Below are 17664 nucleotides of genomic sequence, written 5' to 3' on the forward strand. Positions count from 1 at the left end.
GGCCCCTAACGCTGCCCCAAAGCATTGGTGATGGCAGCGCAGCGTTGCAGCGCCCAGTGCATGTCGCCCTGCGCCCCGTCGATGGCGCTCTCATGGACTTGCTGCAGTCCGATGCGCAGCTGATAACAGGCGAGGACGGTTTTGTCCTGGACGAGATCCGGCCGGTGAGCCTCGAAATAGCGTGCCTGCTGCTCCATGCAGTCCAGCCATGGCCGCCAGAACAGGATATTGGCGATATCGTAGAGCGGGTCGCCATACATGGCTTCCGACCAGTCGATCACACCGGTGATATGACGGCCATCGGTCAATACATTGTTCGAACCGAAGTCCGCATGCACGAGTGCCCGCACATCGGGGCAGTGCCGGGCCAGTTCGGCGCAGCGTCCGGCCATATCCGCGGCCCGGTCATCGCCGGTCAGGCTGGCAACAAAGCTCCAGTCATAGCCCGACACGGCGGACAGGAATTCCGCCCAGCTGGCATTGCGCCCGTTTCCCCCCGCATCGAACGGGCCATAGCCGCGTGCCGGTCCGACGCCGGACAGGGCGATGGCCTGCAGGACATCGGCAACCGGAGCAAGAACCGGCGGCAGATCCTGCGGCGGCAAATCCTGCAGGGTGACGCCTTCGGCCATGTTCGAGACACAAAACCCGTTGCCGTCATCAAGAACGCCATGAGCGACAATGGCCGGAATGGGCAGCGCGGGCGCAGAAAAATGCCGGCTCGCATAGGCGTCCTTGGCAAATCCGTCAGCGGACCGGTTGATGCGCAGGACAAAGCGCTCATTGCCCAGATCATAGCGGAAGGCACGCGAATCCTCGCCTTCCGTGATCGGGACGAGCCGGACTGTCTCGCCCGTCAATTGCCGGAGCTTGCCTGCGGCGGCGGCCAGTGAAATGTCAGGTTTTTGCATGACGGGGAAGGCGGTCAGGCGCCGCCGGCTTTTCCGCGTTCGTGCACGATCCGCGCCATGGCCTGCGCTTCGGGGCCTTCCCCCTGCAGGCCCTCGGCAACACCGGTCCTGTCGGCCTCAGCCCGGTTCTGGCTGACTTTCCATTTGCCTTCGATGCGTGTGATCGGGATTTCAACGCCGATAATGCCTTTCACCTGCCCGGCAATGAATGGCTCGGGCGCATCTTCCACGGCCCATGGCTGGGCGCGGCCGCCTTCCTGCGTGCGGGTGAGGCTGCCGATCTGGCGGCGCAGCCATTCGGGATCGTCCTGTATCTGCGGTGTGCCCCAGACCTGGACAACCACATAGTTCCAGGTTGGTACAACCTTGCCGTGCTCGCGCTTGGCCGCATACCAGGACGGCGTGATATAGGTGTTGGGGCCCTGGAAAATGACCAGCGCCTCGGCACCCGCCTGCAATGCCGCCACCTGTTCGTTGGCCTTGGCCAGATGCGCGCGAAGGGTTCCGTTCGGCCCCGCATCCGCGTCAAGTTCGAAGGGGATGAGATTTGCCATCAACCCGTGTTCGCCGCCGGTCACCAGCATGGCCAGCGGGTGTTTGCGGATCAATTCATGCATCACGTCAAGGCGGTCTTCACGAAACGCGGGTGGTCTGTACATGGATTGCTCCGGTCTATCGGTTACGGCTTCATGCCGTGCACGGCGTTTGCGGGGAATAATAGTGCATCGGCGCGGCGGCGCAAGGCGCATGCAAGCCCGTGCCCGCCGGCAAGCAGGAATCTGGATTTTCCCGCTTGCTATTTCACGGCGCGTCGTAAGATGATGAAGCGAGAAACAAGAAATGTCCCGAGGGCTCATGATGGACGAAGAACCCGAACTGGTTGTGTCGCGTTTGTCGAAGGAGTTCACGCGCGATGGAATCACCGTCAGTGTCGAGATTTACCGGCTTGCCGAGCAGAGCGAATGGACGCTGGAGGTGGTGACCGAAGACAAGGATTCCATTGTCTGGGATGACCCGTTCGAGACGGACCAGGCTGCATATGACGAATTTCTGCGTGCGGTCGAGGAAGAGGGGCTGGCCGGCCTGATCGATCCCGATGGCGGCGATACGCTGCACTGACATGCCCCCGGCATGTCTGCAGACCGGGCATTGGCTTGGGAAGCTCTTGAAAACACTGGTCGGAGTGAGAGGATTCGAACCTCCGACCCCGTCGTCCCGAACGACGTGCGCTACCAGGCTGCGCTACACTCCGTGACCAGCGATGCGGGGTATATACCGCCGAGTTTTTATGCCTGCAAGTGTTTCATAAGCACTTCTTCAATTATACCCATGCAAACATAAACCATGTTCTGGAAATGGGTGAACCGGCCTTGTGATCGCTGCTGAAAGTCTTGTATCGATAAAATACGGATGATGCGATGTATCGCAAAGTCTGCCGGAAGAGAGCTAATTGTATATCGGACGAGATATCGACTGAAACAATGGGGTTGCATGCAATGACATCGGGAATGAAGCGTATTATCAGCTTTGTAATGAGTGGCGGTGTTGGTTCAAGGCTCTGGCCTTTGTCGCGCGAAGACTTTCCCAAGCAGTTTCATAATCTTTCCGGTCAAGGTTCTATGCTGCTGCGTACCGTCAAGCGCATGAGTGCTCGCGGCGGCGATGTGGCCGTTCCGGTCTATCTGCTCGCTTCCGAACGGCATGCCGACCGCATCAGCCAGGATCTTTCCGGCGTCGATCTGGCGGGCGGACGGGCGATTCTCGAACCCATGGGCCGCAACACCGCCGCCGCCGTCGTGCTGGCAACCGAGATCACGCTGCGCGAACATGGCGATGATCTGGTGCTTGTCGTTCCCTCCGACCACGAAATCACCACGGACCGCGATTTCTGGAATACCGTGGAAGCGGGAACCGATGCGGCCATGGCCGGCCGGATCGTTGTCTTCGGCATCCAGCCGGACCGGCCGGAGACGGGCTACGGCTATATCGAGGTCGGGCCGCAGAACGCCGACACGCGCGATGTCATCCGTTTCGTGGAAAAGCCGAATGAGGCAACCGCGATCCAGTATCTCGAATCAAAAAATTTCCTCTGGAATTCCGGTATTTTTCTGTTCCGCGCCAGCGCCATGCGCGACGCGTTCCGGGCCCATGCACCAAAGATCTGGGACGGGGCCGTCACGGCGCTCGACGCGGCGACAAGCAATGTCTCAGGCACCTACCTGCCGCATGATCTCTACGCCGAGGTGCCGTCCATTTCCGTTGACTATGCCATCATGGAACATGCAAAGGACATTGCGCTGGTCCCGGCGCGTTTCCGCTGGAACGATCTCGGATCGTGGCAGTCCCTGCTCGAAGTCAGTTCCAGCGATGGCAGCGGCAATGTGATTGTCGGCGACGTCGTGGCCATCGATTGCGAGAACAGCTACCTGCGCAGCAATGGCCGCCTGCTTTCCGCCATCGGATTGCGCGATCTGGCCGTGGTGTCGACCTCCGATGCGACATTCGTCGCGCCCGTCACCGAAAGCCAGAATGTGCGCAAGATCGTCGAACAGCTGGAAAAGACCGGGCGGCTCGAAACCAAGTTCACCCCGGCGCAGGACCGGCTGCCGCAGGTCGGCGCTTATGAAAAGCGTGTGCGCCACTGGCTGTTCGAGGAGACGCTGCCGCTGTGGTCGACGGTCGGCGTTGACCGGCGTTATGGCGGTTTTCATGAGGCGCTGACCTTTGACGCCACCCCCATCGTCAAGACCAAGCGGATGCGCACCACGGCGCGGCAGATCTATGCCTTTGCCGTGGCGCACGAAATGGGCTGGGACGGCCCGGCCCATGATCTGATTGACCACGGCATCCGCTTCATCACGGCCAATGGCCGCACGAAACGCGGCGGCTGGGTCAAGACCTTCAACCCAGACGGCACGGTGCTTGACGGGGCGGAGGATGCCTATGACCAGTCCTTCGTGCTTCTGGCGCTGGCGCATGCCCATCGGGCCGGCCATCCGCAGGCGCTGGGTCTTGCCACGGAAACCTTTGCCTTCATCGACGAGTACCTCGCCGATTCCAAGCTGCGTGGTTTCCTGGAAATGCCGGGGGATACCGGTCTGCGCCGCTCCAACCCGCATATGCACCTGCTGGAATCATTCCTTGCCTGGTACGATGTGACGGGGAACCGCGATTATCTGCAGCGCGCCGCGCGGATCGTCGATCTGTTCCGGCATCACCTTTTCGATGCGGAGACATGGACGCTCGGCGAATATTTTACCGATGACTGGGAGCGCGCTCCGGGCGAAAAGGGCGAATGGACCGAGCCGGGGCATCATTTCGAATGGGCCTACCTCCTGTCCAACTTTGCCAAGGCGTCGGGCCAGAAAGACATCATCCGCCACGCGCGCAAGCTCTATGCCTCGGCTATTGCCAACGGGCTGAACCGGACCACGGAACTCGCCTATGGCGCTGTATCCCGGCACGGCCTGCCGCTTGACACCAATTCACGCAGCTGGCCGCAGACCGAGGCTGTGAAAGCCGCCATCGCGCTTGACGGCAATGGCGGGCCGGACCTTAAGCCGGAGGTCGAGGCGCGGGTGGGCCGCCTGTTCCGCTGGCATATCGAACAGGCGCCGAAGGGCCTGTGGATCGACCTGATCGATGAAAAGGGTAGGGCGCGGGCCGAAGAGGTGCCGGCATCGATCTTCTATCATCTCGTCTGCGCCCTGACGCAATATGTGGATTACATCGGCAAGGCTTAATCCGGAGCTTGCACGGGCCAGGCCCGCATGGCGGTTTCGGCAATGCCTATCAGTTCTTCGACGGTCGCGCCGTCGCGCGCCTGCACGGACATGCCTTGAATGATGGTGCCATAAAATCGGGCCAGCTGGCGCGTATTGGTGGTCTCCGGCAGTTCGCCCGTGCCGATGCCCTTGCGGATATAGTTCTCGATCATATCCAGACTGCCGCTGCGCATGGCAGCCAGACTAGCGGCGACCCCTTTCACTTCCGATGCGCAGGAGAGGACCGCCGTCGAGATCATGCAACCGCCCGGGCCTGCGGTAAACGTTTCCGCCGCGCCGCGCAACAGACGTCTGATCCCGCCATAAACCGTCTTTTCCTCCGTCAGTGCTGCGGGGAAATAGGCGCCGAAACTGCTCCGGTAGAGGTCGAGGACTTCGGCATAGAGCGCTTCCTTCGACCCGAAGGCCGTGTAGAGACTGGGCGGGGTAATGCCCATCGCCGCCGTCAGGTCATTGATCGACGTGCCCTCGTAGCCGTGCTCCCAGAAAAGCTGCAGCGCTTTCTCCCGCGCCGCTTCCCGGTCAAAGCTGCGCGGACGGCCGCGCTTGCGGCCGGGTTCTTCAACGGTGCTGTCAGATGGCTCGTTTATTTTCATAGTGACCACTAATAAATTGTTGACGCGAAGCAGGCTTGTGCTAGTTCTATTATATAGCGACCACTATTAAAAAGGAACAGGCCGATGAACATACCAGTTGCAACAGCCCTGACAACACTTGCCTTGACCGCTCCGGCACTGGCTGTACAGGCCGGTTTCAAGGACCGGCTCGACGCCGTGATTGATCGCGCCATCACTGATCAGACCATCGTGGGCACCGTCATCCTGGTCGCCGAGGATGGCAGGATCGTCTATCGGCGTGCTGCCGGATTTGCCGATCGCGAGGCCGGGGTGCCGATCAGGGAGAATGCCATCTTCCGCTTTGCATCGATGACCAAGCCGATTGTCGCGGTTACAGCCCTGCGGCTGGTGGAAGAGGGAAAGCTGAAGCTCGATGATCCCGTCACGCAATATCTGCCGGATTTCCGGCCAAAACTGGCTGGCGGCCGCGAACCTGTCATCACCATCCGGCAGCTGATGGATCACACGTCTGGCCTGAGCTATGGCTTCCTTCAGCCCGCCGACGGCCCCTATCGCAAGGCCAACATATCCGATGGTCTTGACCAGCCGGGGCTCTCTATCGAAGAAAATCTGCGCCGGATCGCAACGGTGCCCTTGTCGTTTGAACCCGGCACCGGCTGGGAATATTCGGTTGGCATCGACGTGTTGGGCGCCGTGCTTGCCAAGGCCACGGGCAAGACGCTACCCGAGCTGGTGAGCGAAAACGTCACCGGAAAGCTGGGTCTCAAGGATACGGCATTCCGCGTGAGTGACCGGGCAAGACTGGCGGTAGCCTATGGCGATGCCCAGCCGCCGGTGCGAATGGACGGACCGCATGTCGTGCCGTTTTTCGATGGCGGCGTCAGCTTTGTGCCGGACCGCATCTTCGATCCCGCTTCCTACGCGTCCGGTGGTGCGGGCATGGCCGGGACCGCCGATGAATATATGAGCTTCCTCGAAACCCTGCGCAAGGGCGGCTCGCCCCTGCTGAAGGCCGCCAGCGTCAAGCTGCTGTCTGACAACCAGATTGGCGATATCGTCGTGACGGCCACGCCGCCGGGCTGGGGTTTCAGTCTCGGGTTTTCCGTTTTGAAAGATCCTGCGGCGGCGGGCTCGCCGCAATCGGCAGGCACCTGGCAATGGGGCGGTGTCTATGGCCAGTCGTGGTTTGTCGATCCTGAGCGCAAGCTTACCGTCGTTGCGCTGACCAATACGGCCCATGCCGGCATGATGGGGGCATTTCCCGATGGCGTGCGTGACGCCATCTACGGCAAATGATGGACATGGCGGGACAGATCAATGTCCCGCCTCCACGCCTCAATAGGGGCTTTCGACCTTGCCGGTTTCCACATAGACCGACTTGATCTGGCTGTAGTGATAAAGCGCAGCCAGACCGTTTTCACGGCCGACGCCGGACTGCTTGAAGCCGCCAAACGGCATTTCAACCGGGGCGAGGTTGTAGGTGTTGATCCAGCACGTGCCCGCCTTGAGCTGGCTGATGACGCGGTGGGCGCGGGACAAGTCCCTGGTAAAGACACCGGCGGATAGTCCGAACTCCGTATCGTTGGCGCGGGCGACAACCTCGTCCTCGTCCTTGAAATCGAGCACGGCCATGACGGGCCCAAAAATTTCCTCCTGCGCGATGGTCATGCCATCGGTGACACCGGTAAAGATCGTTGGCTCGACATAGCAGCCGCCTTCAAAACCCTGCATCTTCGGCACGCCGCCGCCAAAGGCAAGCGTCGCCCCCTCGGCCTTGCCCTTTTCGATATAGGCAACAACCTTGTCGCGCTGCGCCGCATTGATCAGCGGTCCCAGATGGATGTCCGGATCGAGCGGATCGCCGAGGCGAATTGCCTTGGTGCGCGTCACCAGCCGGTCGAGGAACCTGTCCTTGATGCCCTTCTGGACGAAGACGCGGGTGCCGTTCGAGCAGACCTGTCCGGTGGAATAGAAATTGCCGAGCAGCGCGCCGCCAACGGCGTTCTCCACGTCCGCATCGTCGAAAATGATCAGCGGCGACTTGCCGCCGAGCTCCATCGTGGCATGCTTCATGTGCGAACCGGCCTGTGCCAGCACTTTCTTGCCCGTGGGCACCGAGCCGGTCAGCGAGACCTTGGCGACAAGAGGGTGGTCGACGAGCTGCGAGCCGACATCGCCAAATCCCTGCACAACGTTGAAAAGACCGTCCGGCAGGCCCGCCTCCTTGTAGATTTCCGCCAGGGCGAGCGCCGATAGCGGGGTGTTTTCCGACGGCTTGAAGATCATGGCATTGCCCGCGGCGAGCGCCGGGGCCGATTTCCAGCCTGCGCCCTGAATCGGATAGTTCCATGCGCCGATGCCGACGCATACGCCGAGTGCCTCGCGTCGCGTATAGGCGTAGGAGCCGCCAAGCTCGATCATCTCGCCATTGAAACCGGCGATGATGCCGCCGTAGAATTCCAGGGCATCGGCGGCCGAAGCCGGATCGGCAACCAGTGTTTCCTGAATGGCCTTGCCGGTATCAAGCGTTTCCAGTTCGGCGATCTCGGCATTGCGGACGCGCAGAAGGTCCGCCGCGCGGCGCAGGATGCGGCCGCGTTCCACCGGCTTGAGCGCTGCCCAGGCGGGCTGAGCGGCCGCCGCAGCCTGCACGGCCTGTTCGATCAGGGCCGGCGTTGCGCCAAACAGTTTTGCGATGATTTCGCCGGTCGCCGGATAGATCACATCGAGCGGCTTGCCGGCCTTGTCCTCGACGAAGCGGCCATTGATGAAATGCGATGCCTTCGGCTGCGCGCGCATGGTGTTCTCCTGAAGTTTGTTCATTCTTATATTACTCACCCCCCTCTGTCCTGTCGGACATCTCCCCCACAAGGGGGGAGATCAGCCTTCATCGATATTTCTACCAATCTTCAAGGTTGCAAGGTAAGCGAAACCGTCGATGTCGATGTGATCTCCCCCCTTGTGGGGGAGATGGCTGGCAAGCCAGAGGGGGGTGAATACATAATCACTCACCGGTCGCTCACTTCCCAGCGCGGATTGATCCACGGTTCCTGATTGGAGCGCGGCAGGGGATCGCGGCCAAGAATATGGTCCGATGCCTTTTCGCCGGTCATGATCGATGGACCATTCAGGTTGCCGTTGGTGACGCGCGGAAAAATCGAGGAATCGGCGACACGCAGGCCATCGACACCGATCACCCGGCATTGCGGATCGACCACGGCCATCCGATCGCTTGCCGCGCCCATCTTGCAGGTGCCGCAGGGATGGAATGCGCTTTCCGCGTGCTCGCGCAGGAAGTCGTCGATGGCCTCATCGGATTGAACGTGTGCGCCCGGCGAAATCTCGCGGCCGCGATAGGGAGCAAGTGCCGCCTGGCCGAAAATCTCGCGGGTCAGCCGCACCGCATGGCGGAAGTCCGTCCAGTCATCGGGGTGTGACATGTAGTTGAAGACGATCTTCGGCTTTTCCAGCGGATCGGACGAGCGCAGGGTGACGCTGCCGCGCGACTTCGAGCGCATCGGACCCACATGCGCCTGAAAGCCGTGGCCCTTTGCCGCCGCCTTGCCGTCATAACGGATGGCCGCGGGCAGGAAATGGTACTGGATGTCGGGATAGTCGACACCGGGTTTTGAGCGCACGAAGGCGGCGGATTCAAAATGGTTGGTGGCGCCGTCGCCCGTCTTGAAGAACAGCCACTGCGCGCCGATCCTTGCCTTGGAAAACAGTCCGAGTTTCGAATTGAGCGTGATCGGTTTCAGGCTCTCCTGCTGGATGTAGACTTCCATGTGGTCCTGCAGGTTCTGGCCGACACCGGCGCGGTCGGCCACCACGGCGATGCCATGTTCCTTCAGGTGCTGTGCCGGGCCGATGCCCGACAGCATCAAAAGCTTTGGCGAATTGATCGACGACGCCGCCACGATTACCTCACGCCGCGCGCGCACGATTTCCGTCTTGCCGCGCCGGGTGATTTCCACCCCCGTCGCCCTTTGATTCTCGATGACCACACGCCGCGCGAAGCCATTGACGAGACTCACATTCCGCCGCTTCAGCGCCGGGCGCAGATAGGCATTGGCGGTGGACCAGCGGCGGCCATTGTGGATGGTCTGTTCCATGGCGCCGAAGCCCTCCTGCTTGGCGCCGTTATAATCTTCGGTGACTTCGAAACCGGCCTGCTTTCCGGCCTCCACGAAGGCGTGGAACAGCGGATTGTCGCGCCGCCCGCGCTGCACGTGCAGCGGACCGTTGGTGCCGCGCCATCCGGCCTCGCCGCCATGGGAATGTTCCATGCGCTTGAAATAGGGCAGCACATCCGCATAGGACCAGCCAGCCGCGCCGCTTTCCGCCCAATGGTCGAAATCATGGGCGTGGCCGCGCACATAGACCATGCCGTTGATGGAGGAGGAGCCGCCGATCACCTTGCCGCGCGGCGTGACCAGCGTGCGCCCGCCCAAATGCGGTTCCGGCTCGGACGAAAAGCCCCAATCATAGGTGCTCATGTTCATCGGGAAGGAGAGGGCGGCGGGCATCTGGATGAACGGCCCCATATCCGTGCCGCCGAATTCGATGACGATGACCGAATGCTTGCCATCCTCCGACAGGCGGTAGGCCATGGCGGAACCGGCCGAACCCGAACCGATGATGACGAAATCTGCTTCCATAGCTGGCCCCATTATTCGCCGCGCGGAAAGCGCGCCTTGTCTTCCAGAACATTCAGATCCATGTGATTGCGCATGTAGCGCTCCGAGGCCCTTTGCAGCGGCTGGTAATCCCAGGGGTAGTAGGAGCCGTTGCGCAGGGCTTCGTAGACAACCCAGCGCCGGGCCTGGCTCTCGCGCACGGCGGCGTCATAGGCCGTCATGTCCCAGCGCGCCCTGGCGGCAGCCGTGAACCGGGCCAGCAGCGCGGCATGGGCGGGATCACCGGCAAGATTGGTCAGCTCGTGCGGATCCGATTCAAGATCAAACAGTTGCGGCGGATCGATCTCGCAATGCACGAACTTGTACCGGCCCTCGCGCATGCAGACGAGCGGGGCATTGGAGCCCTCAGCCGCATATTCCATCAGCACCGGGCCCTGCCGCTTGCCGCCCGCGATGACGCCGGTCAGATCCTCGCCGTCGGTCCATGGTTTGACGGCGGCAATGTTGATACCGGCAAGTGCTGCAAGGGTCGGGTTGATATCGAGCGTCGATACCGGCTGGGTGACCAATTGCGGCTGGATGCCGCGACCGGCAATCATCAGCGGCACGCGGGCCGACCCCTCGAAAAAGTTCATCTTGAACCACAGGCCGCGCTCGCCCAACATATCGCCATGGTCTGACGTGAAGACGATGATGGTGTCGTCGAGCATCCGCGTAGCCTGCAGAACGTCCAGAATTTCGCCGATCTTGTCATCGACATAGGAAATATTGGCGAGATAGCCCTGGCGTGCCCGGCGGATGTTTTCCGGGGTAATATCGAATTGCGTGTAGTCGCAGGCCTGCATCAGGCGCTGCGCATGCGGGTCCTGCGCGTTGAACGGGATGGCAGGAACGGCAGGCTCGAGTGCAGGGGAATTCTCGTAGAGATCCCAGTATTTGCGCCGCGCCACGTAGGGGTCGTGCGGATGGGTGAAGGAGACGGTGAGGCACCACGGGCGGCTCGCCGCATCGTCTGACGTGCGCGACAGCTGGTAGAGCTTTTGCGTGGCGTGAAACGCCACCTCGTCGTCATATTCCATCTGGTTGCTGGTTTCGGCGACGCCAGCCCCGGTGACGGAGCCGAGATTGTGATACCACCAGTCGATGCGCTCGCCCGGCTTGCGGTAATCCGGCGTCCAGCCGAAATCGGCGGGATAGATGTCGGTGGTCAGGCGTTCCTCGAAGCCGTGCAACTGGTCGGGACCGACAAAATGCATCTTGCCGGAAAGGCCGGTGTAGTAACCGGCGCGGCGCAGGTGATGCGCATAGGTCGGAATATCGGAGGCGAATTCGGCGGCATTGTCATAGACGCGGGTGCGTGACGGCAGCTGGCCGGACATGAAGGAGGCGCGGGCCGGGGCGCAGAGCGGCGAAGCGGTATAGCTATTGGCAAAGCGGGCCGAACGCTGCGCCAGAGCGCGCAGATGCGGGGCATGGATGAAGTCAGCCGGGCCGTCCGGAAACAGGGTTCCGTTCAGCTGGTCGACCATCAGGATGAGAATGTTCGGTCTTGTCATTGGGATGCTCCGGCGGCGGCTAGTTTCGTCGTCACGTAATCTTCCACGAGCGCGATTGCCGAAGCTGCCTCAGGCGCGCCATTGCGCAGCGCATGGCGGATATAGAGCCCGTCGATCATCGCCCCCGTGCCCTCGGCAACCTGCAGTGCGGTGGCCCGGTCGGTCATGCTGCTGAGGGCAAAGGCGAGGTTGGACTGCATGCGCCGGGCATAGACACGCAGGAGGCGGCGGGTCTCGACCGATTGCTGCGCATGCACGTAAAAGGTCAGCCACGCCGCCACGGTCTGCGGCGCGAACTGCGAGGCGGAGAAGTTGACGGCGATGATGGCGGCAACGCGTTGCGCCGGTGTCTGTGCTGTCGCCAGCGCGGCGAGGAGGTCCTGCCCGAGTTCTTTCAGGAGATGGCGCATGGTGGCGAGCATCAGCTGTTCCTTGCCGCCGAAATAATGATGCGCCAGCGCGGGCGAAACACCCGCTTCATGGGCGATCTCCGCGACGGTCACATCAAGCGAGCCGCGCTGGCCGATGGTGCGGATCGCCGCATCGATCAACTCCCGCTTGCGCAGTGGTTCCATTCCGACTTTGGGCATGCTGAAAACCTCGTTCGGAGCAATTATTATTCTTGATTGACTGGTCAATCAATAAAAATCACGACATTTTGGAGCGGTATTTGATGGGAGTGCGAACCACGCGGGGGTGCGGGATGCAACCACCGGCAAGCAATAAACGACTCTCCACGATGCTCCCAGCCGCACGATAATTGCCAAACCGCAGGCCCCGGTATTGCACTGCAACAAAGCCCTTTACCTTGAAACGATGCGGGTTCATGGTTACGTCAACAAGAATGACATTTTGGAGGAATGACATGACAGCCTGTATCGTTGGATGGTCGCATCTGCCTTTCGGAAAACTGGAAGGCGAGAGCGTTGAAAGCCTGATCGTCAAGGCGGCCGTCGCTGCGCTCGATCATGCAGGCATCGGCCCGCAGGACGTGGACGAGATTGTCCTTGGCCACTTCAATGCCGGATTCTCGCCGCAGGATTTCACCGCCAGCCTCGTCCTGCAGGCCAGCGATGCCTTCCGCTTCAAGCCCGCCACGCGCGTGGAAAATGCCTGCGCCACCGGTTCGGCCGCCGTGCATCAGGGCATCAAGACCATTCGCGCCGGTGCTGCCCGTGTTGTATTGGTGGTGGGTGTCGAGAAGATGACATCGACGCCGGGACCCGAGATCGGCAAGAACCTTCTCAAAGCTTCTTACCTGCCGGAAGAGGGCGATATCCCCGCCGGTTTTGCCGGAGTGTTCGGCCAGATCGCGGCTGCCTATTTTCAGAAATATGGCGACCAGTCCGATGCGCTGGCGACAATTGCCGCCAAGAACCACAAGAACGGCGTGAACAACCCTTACGCGCAGATGCGCAAGGATCTGGGCTATGAGTTCTGCCGGCATGAAAGCGAGAAGAACCCCTTCGTTGCCGGTCCGTTGAAGCGGACGGACTGCTCGCTGGTATCGGACGGCGCGGCGGCGCTGGTTCTCACCGACACGCAGACCGCGCTCAAGATGAGGCGCGCCGTGGCCTTCCGTGGCGCTGCCCATGTGCAGGATTTCCTGCCGATCTCCAAGCGCGACATCCTGTTGTTCGAAGGTTGCGCCGAAGGCTGGAAGCGCGCCCTCGATCAGGCTGGCGTCACCATCGACGATCTGTCCTTTGTCGAAACCCACGATTGCTTCACCATCGCCGAACTCATCGAATATGAGGCCATGGGGCTGGCCAAGCCGGGCGAGGGTGCCAAGGTTGCGCTGGAAGGCCAGACGGCCATGGGCGGGCGCCTGCCGGTCAATCCATCCGGTGGTCTCAAGGCCAAGGGCCATCCGATCGGCGCCAGCGGCGTCTCCATGCATGTGCTCTCGTCCATGCAGTTGACGGGCGAAGCCGGCGGCATTCAGGTGCCGGATGCCAAGCTTGCCGGCATTTTCAACATGGGCGGCGCTGCCGTGGCCAACTACGTGTCGATCCTCGAACGCATCAAGTAAATCGCCCGATAGCGGTTTTTCCGAATCCGGGACTTCAAGTTCCGGATTCGCCGTGTCAAAAGCATCCGGCAAATCCATGAATTGAATCATCTTTTCCGGCGGGGGAAAAAGACATGTCGAACGGATGGAAGGAATCGGCATCCGCCTGGATTGCCGAACAGGCGGAAGACGGTGATTACGGCCGCGTTTATGTTCTCGACAAACCGATGCTGGAGCGCGTCAGCGGCCGCGGTTTTAAAAACGCACTCGATGTCGGCTGCGGCGAGGGCCGCTTCTGCCGCATCCTCAAGGACCTTGGAATCAAGCCGGTCGGTATTGACCCGACCGAGGAATTGCTGGCGCAGGCGCAGGCCCGTGATCCCGAAGGAGACTATCGTTTCGGTTATGCGGAGGCATTGGAGTTTCCCGATGCTTCCTTCGATCTGGTTGTAAGCTACCTCTCGCTCATCGATATTCCCTATCTGCGCAAGGCCATCGCTGAAATGGTCAGGGTACTTGCGCCGGGTGGAACCCTGCTGATTGCCAATCTCAACAGCTTCAACACGGCGGGACAGCCGGCAGGCTGGCAGCCCGATATCAATGGCGATCCGCGCTTCTATGTTGATCATTATCTTGAGGAGCGTGTGGACTGGGTGGAGTGGCGCGGTATCCGCATCCAGAACTGGCATCGGCCGCTGAGCACCTACATGTCGCTACTCCTTGGCCACGGTCTCACCCTGCGCCATTTTGCCGAACCGGCACCGTATGGCGGCGATCCTGACAAGGCTGATCGCTACCGCCGGGTGCCCTATTTCCTTGTCATGGAATGGCAGAAGGGCGGCTGAGCGCAAATCTCCGGTTTTCGCCATTGGAAAGGCAAGCGGGGCATCCTATAAGACCATCAATTCCGGCGGGTGCCGGTCGATTTCCCGAGCAATGTAGGGCGTTATGAGCAATCCGGTTCTGGTTGAAGTTTTTCGCGGCGAAACAGTGGAGAGCCGCCATCGCGGCGCGGTTGTTGTCACAGATGGCGACGGCAGGATTGTCTATTCGGTTGGCGATATCGAACGGCCGACCTTTCCCCGTTCGGCAATCAAGGCAATCCAGGCGCTGCCGCTGGTGGAAAGCGGCGCCGCCGATGCCTATGGCTTCGGTAATGAGGAACTGGCCATGGCCTGCGCGTCGCATTCGGGCGAACCGCTGCATGTGAGCAAGGCCGCCGACATGCTCGGCCGTGCCGGTCTCGACCTCTCCGCGCTGGAATGCGGCGCGCATTGGTCATCCGATCAGTCCGTGCTGATCGCGCAGGCCCGCAGCATGCAGGAGCCGACGGCGCTGCACAACAACTGCTCCGGCAAGCATTCCGGATTTCTCTGCACCTGCGTGCATCTCGGCATCGAGACTGCAGGCTATTCGACCCTGGGATCGCCGACGCAGACCATGGTATGCGAAGCCATGGAGAGCGTAACCGGTGCGGTTCATGCACTGGATCGCTGCGGCACCGATGGCTGCTCCATCCCGACCTATGCCATTCCGCTGAAAAGCCTTGCCCATGGCTTTGCCCGCATGGTGACGGGCACCGGCCTGCCGCCGGTGCGGGCCAAGGCTGCAAAGCGTCTGCTCGATGCCACCATGGCAGCCCCATATTATGTTGCAGGCACCAACCGTGCCTGCACGCGGCTGATGGAAATGGCGCCAGGACGCATCTTCGTCAAGACCGGCGCGGAAGGTGTTTTCGTTGCGGCTCTGCCAGAATTCGGCCTCGGCATCGCAATCAAATGCGACGATGGTGCGACACGCGCCTCCGAAGCGATGGTTGCGGCAGTCCTTGCCCGGATTTTCCGCAATGACGCGGAACTGGAATCGAAGCTCGACCGCTTTGCCGACCGCGAAATGCGCAACTGGAACGGCATCACCTATGGCGTTGTCAGTCCGGCCGATATTCTGACGGAAGCCAATATCAACTGAGAATGTTGCGCTCGACGATCAGCCTGTCATAGCCGCTGGCATTCTGTCGGGCGAGATCCTTGGTCACCGCATCCATCCAGCGGTGGCCGAGAATGCCGCCCCGGACGGCTTTTTCAATGATATTGTCGGTGACGATGGCGGAGCCAACGCCATCAACGACACTGACATAAATGCCGGTGCCCGCCTGCCGGATCACATTGCCCGTCGCCGTGAGGTTGCGCATGTAGGGGCCCCAGCCCAGCTTGATGCCATAGAGGGCCGCGTTCTCGATGACGTTGCCCGTCACGGCAATATCCGCTTCGACGCTGATGCCGATGCCGAAACCCGGCGCATCGGCGGGATAGGGCCCGATGGCCGTGAGGTTGCGCACCACATTGCCGCTGCAGGTGCCCATGCGCCCGCCGCCGTCGAAATTGACCATGGAAATGCCGCTGGCTGCGCCATCGACGATGTTGTTGGCAATCACCGCGCCTTCGAAGGCGAACTCGGAATAAAGCGCCATCTCGCCGCTGCCGGTGCAATTGTTGCCGATGATCTGGACGTTGTTTCCGGCATTGGCGCGGACGGCGGAGAAGGCGCAGTTCTTCAGCACATTGTTGGAAACAAGCACGTTGCCGGCACGGAACACATTGATGCCATTGCCGTTTTGGCCGGTGCCGCCGCCATCGGCGCGGATATTCTCGACGCGGTTGCCGCTGACGATGGTCCCGTCCGGTCCCTGCGCATCGCGAAAGATCAGGATGCCGCCATTGCCGCACGCGCCGACATGGTTGGCAGTGATGTCGAGGCCGGTGGATTGCGACGCGAAAATACCCGCATCGCGTGCGCCGCTGATGCGGTTGTTGCGGATACTGCCGCCGCACTGAGAAAGCGCGATGGCGTTTTTGGCCGATGCCGCGACATCGCAATCCTCGATGACGATCCGGGTGACATTGGCAGCATCGACCAGCGCCTTGGCACCGCCGGCAAGCGGCTGGTTCGCGCCATCGATGACAAGTCCGCTGAGGCGGATCTGCGCGCCGCTGCTGGCCTTGAGAAAGGAACCGCCGCCCCCATAAACGAGGCGGGTTGTGCCGGGAATGCCGGCGAGATTGGTCCGTGCGGGCAAATCCACGCCGGTAACAATATAGGTTCCAGGTTGCAGGAAAATCTGGTCGCCGGTCTGGCTCGCCTTCTGCAGGAGGGCAGTGAGCGCCTTGCCCTGATCATCAGGCGATCCCGGATTTAATCCTGCGGAGGTCGCCGCAAAAGTCCGGGCGGGCAGGAGTGCCCCGGCACCAAGACCGGCCATGCCACCGAGAACAAGACGTCTGTCGATCACGGGCTTTACCTCAGGTTCAGCGTTTGGACAGGCCAGGATTGTGCGTCTTCTGGCCAATCGATTGATGGCACTTGCAGCTTGCTCAGGCAAGGCATACCTTCACCCGATGAGCAGAGCTTTCACCAAGGAAGACGACAGCAATTCATCGATTGATCTGGGCGAGCGCCCCGTCAGTCCGCACCGGAATCTGGTGACCGAAAACGGTCTTGCCATGATCGACGCGGAGATCGCTGCCCTGCACGAGGAACTGGCCAAGGGCAATGCCGAAGCCGATCGCGATCTGATCGCGCGGGCATCGCGCGATCTGCGCTACTGGACGTCGCGGCGCGAGACGGCGGAGGTTTCCCATCCCGACCCCGCCAGCTCCGTGGTGCGCTTCGGCATGACGGTGACCATTGCCGACGAGCATGATACCCGCCACAGCTGGGCCATTGTCGGTGAAGATGAGGCCGATGCCAGCCACGGCAAGATTTCGCATGTCTCGCCCATGGCGCAATTGATGTTCGGCAAATCGCTCGGCGATATTTTCGAACTCAACGGCCGCGAATGGGAAATCATTGCGATCGGACTGCCGCAGGTTGAATCGGAATAACCAGAAAAAGCCTTAAACCATTCGCTTACAACGGCTTTTTGGCCGGTTGCCTCAATTGGGCTGGCAAAGCCAGGCTCAGCTTTGCGGATGCATCATCAGCCATTTCCATCTGCCCCAGCCGCAATAGCAGACGGTATTAGGATCAATCCCTTATCCGTTTCTAAAACCTCAAGTTCGTCACCGATTTTAAGATTGTAACGATCAAGAATTTCATCTGGAATAATGAAACCGACTTCGCCTCCGATCTCGATCAAGGTGACCACATACATGATCTGCGCCCCAGTGTTGCGAATGAATTACAACAC

At 61.0% G+C, this 17664-nt stretch carries 16 protein-coding genes and 1 tRNA gene; 7 read left to right on the forward strand and 10 right to left on the reverse strand.

From position 1 onward, the window contains the following. Nucleotides 1–5 precede the first annotated feature (5 nt). Both C5750_RS23040 and C5750_RS23045 read right to left on the reverse strand, forming a co-directional pair. Entirely contained in the window at nucleotides 6–911 is a 906-nt protein-coding gene (locus C5750_RS23040) for a phosphotransferase family protein (RefSeq protein ID WP_105737161.1), read from the reverse strand. A 14-nt stretch (nucleotides 912–925) separates the two neighbouring features. After that, on the reverse strand, nucleotides 926–1570 hold the full coding sequence (locus C5750_RS23045; RefSeq protein ID WP_105737163.1) for an FMN-binding negative transcriptional regulator: 645 nt from the start codon (nucleotides 1568–1570) through the stop codon (nucleotides 926–928). A 181-nt stretch (nucleotides 1571–1751) separates the two neighbouring features. Here C5750_RS23045 and C5750_RS23050 point away from each other — a divergent pair, with 181 nt between their 5' ends. After that, complete coding sequence (locus C5750_RS23050) at nucleotides 1752–2030, forward strand: hypothetical protein (protein ID WP_425350509.1); 279 nt, start codon at nucleotides 1752–1754, stop codon at nucleotides 2028–2030. Between the two features lie 56 nt (nucleotides 2031–2086). Here the strand turns inward: C5750_RS23050 and C5750_RS23055 are convergent. After that, nucleotides 2087–2163: transfer RNA gene (locus C5750_RS23055), tRNA-Pro, on the reverse strand. A 256-nt stretch (nucleotides 2164–2419) separates the two neighbouring features. Here C5750_RS23055 and C5750_RS23060 point away from each other — a divergent pair. After that, nucleotides 2420–4654: an AGE family epimerase/isomerase gene (locus C5750_RS23060; RefSeq protein WP_425350510.1), complete on the forward strand. Its 2235-nt coding sequence runs from the start codon at nucleotides 2420–2422 to the stop codon at nucleotides 4652–4654. Here C5750_RS23060 and C5750_RS23065 read toward each other — a convergent pair. Beyond that, nucleotides 4651–5292 (reverse strand): TetR/AcrR family transcriptional regulator, encoded by a 642-nt coding sequence (locus tag C5750_RS23065; RefSeq protein ID WP_105737170.1) that lies wholly within the window; start codon nucleotides 5290–5292, stop codon nucleotides 4651–4653. The two genes, C5750_RS23060 and C5750_RS23065, sit on opposite strands and share 4 nt — an antisense overlap. A gap of 84 nt (nucleotides 5293–5376) precedes the next feature. On the opposite strand from C5750_RS23065, the gene C5750_RS23070 reads away from it, so the two are divergent. Continuing rightward, on the forward strand, nucleotides 5377–6570 hold the full coding sequence (locus C5750_RS23070) for a serine hydrolase domain-containing protein (RefSeq protein WP_105737171.1): 1194 nt from the start codon (nucleotides 5377–5379) through the stop codon (nucleotides 6568–6570). Nucleotides 6571–6609: 39 nt separating this feature from the next. On the opposite strand, the gene betB is transcribed toward C5750_RS23070, so the two are convergent. From betB to betI, 4 genes are all read right to left on the reverse strand, one after another. Beyond that, nucleotides 6610–8073: a betaine-aldehyde dehydrogenase gene (betB, locus tag C5750_RS23075; protein ID WP_105737173.1), complete on the reverse strand. Its 1464-nt coding sequence runs from the start codon at nucleotides 8071–8073 to the stop codon at nucleotides 6610–6612. Nucleotides 8074–8282: 209 nt separating this feature from the next. Continuing rightward, entirely contained in the window at nucleotides 8283–9932 is a 1650-nt protein-coding gene (betA, locus tag C5750_RS23085) for a choline dehydrogenase (protein WP_105737174.1), read from the reverse strand. Between the two features lie 11 nt (nucleotides 9933–9943). Further along, nucleotides 9944–11467 (reverse strand): choline-sulfatase, encoded by a 1524-nt coding sequence (betC, locus tag C5750_RS23090; protein ID WP_105737176.1) that lies wholly within the window; start codon nucleotides 11465–11467, stop codon nucleotides 9944–9946. Further along, nucleotides 11464–12057: a transcriptional regulator BetI gene (gene betI, locus C5750_RS23095; protein ID WP_105737178.1), complete on the reverse strand. Its 594-nt coding sequence runs from the start codon at nucleotides 12055–12057 to the stop codon at nucleotides 11464–11466. The genes betC and betI overlap by 4 nt, the downstream gene beginning before the upstream one ends. Before the next feature lie 275 nt (nucleotides 12058–12332). Here betI and C5750_RS23100 point away from each other — a divergent pair, with 275 nt between their 5' ends. The 3 genes from C5750_RS23100 (at nucleotide 12333) to C5750_RS23110 (ending at nucleotide 15446) form a co-directional block, all read left to right on the forward strand. Beyond that, complete coding sequence (locus tag C5750_RS23100) at nucleotides 12333–13499, forward strand: acetyl-CoA acetyltransferase (protein WP_105737180.1); 1167 nt, start codon at nucleotides 12333–12335, stop codon at nucleotides 13497–13499. 113 nt (nucleotides 13500–13612) lie between these two features. Continuing rightward, nucleotides 13613–14323: a class I SAM-dependent methyltransferase gene (locus C5750_RS23105; protein WP_105737182.1), complete on the forward strand. Its 711-nt coding sequence runs from the start codon at nucleotides 13613–13615 to the stop codon at nucleotides 14321–14323. A gap of 103 nt (nucleotides 14324–14426) precedes the next feature. Continuing rightward, the gene (locus tag C5750_RS23110; protein ID WP_105737184.1) at nucleotides 14427–15446 is read left to right on the forward strand and encodes an asparaginase; all 1020 of its coding nucleotides are present in this window, start codon (nucleotides 14427–14429) and stop codon (nucleotides 15444–15446) included. Here the strand turns inward: C5750_RS23110 and C5750_RS23115 are convergent. Beyond that, entirely contained in the window at nucleotides 15439–16767 is a 1329-nt protein-coding gene (locus tag C5750_RS23115) for a TIGR03808 family TAT-translocated repetitive protein (RefSeq protein ID WP_245421217.1), read from the reverse strand. The two genes, C5750_RS23110 and C5750_RS23115, sit on opposite strands and share 8 nt — an antisense overlap. Nucleotides 16768–16873: 106 nt before the next feature. Between C5750_RS23115 and C5750_RS23120 the strand changes: the two genes are divergently transcribed. Continuing rightward, nucleotides 16874–17359, forward strand: a complete 486-nt coding sequence (locus C5750_RS23120) for a GreA/GreB family elongation factor (protein WP_105737186.1) — start codon at nucleotides 16874–16876, stop codon at nucleotides 17357–17359. A 95-nt stretch (nucleotides 17360–17454) separates the two neighbouring features. On the opposite strand, the gene C5750_RS26690 is transcribed toward C5750_RS23120, so the two are convergent. Next, nucleotides 17455–17628, reverse strand: a complete 174-nt coding sequence (locus C5750_RS26690; RefSeq protein WP_158531297.1) for an AbrB/MazE/SpoVT family DNA-binding domain-containing protein — start codon at nucleotides 17626–17628, stop codon at nucleotides 17455–17457. Nucleotides 17629–17664 lie beyond the last annotated feature (36 nt).

The organism is Phyllobacterium myrsinacearum, assembly GCF_002980555.1.
Taxonomy (GTDB): domain Bacteria; phylum Pseudomonadota; class Alphaproteobacteria; order Rhizobiales; family Rhizobiaceae; genus Phyllobacterium; species Phyllobacterium myrsinacearum.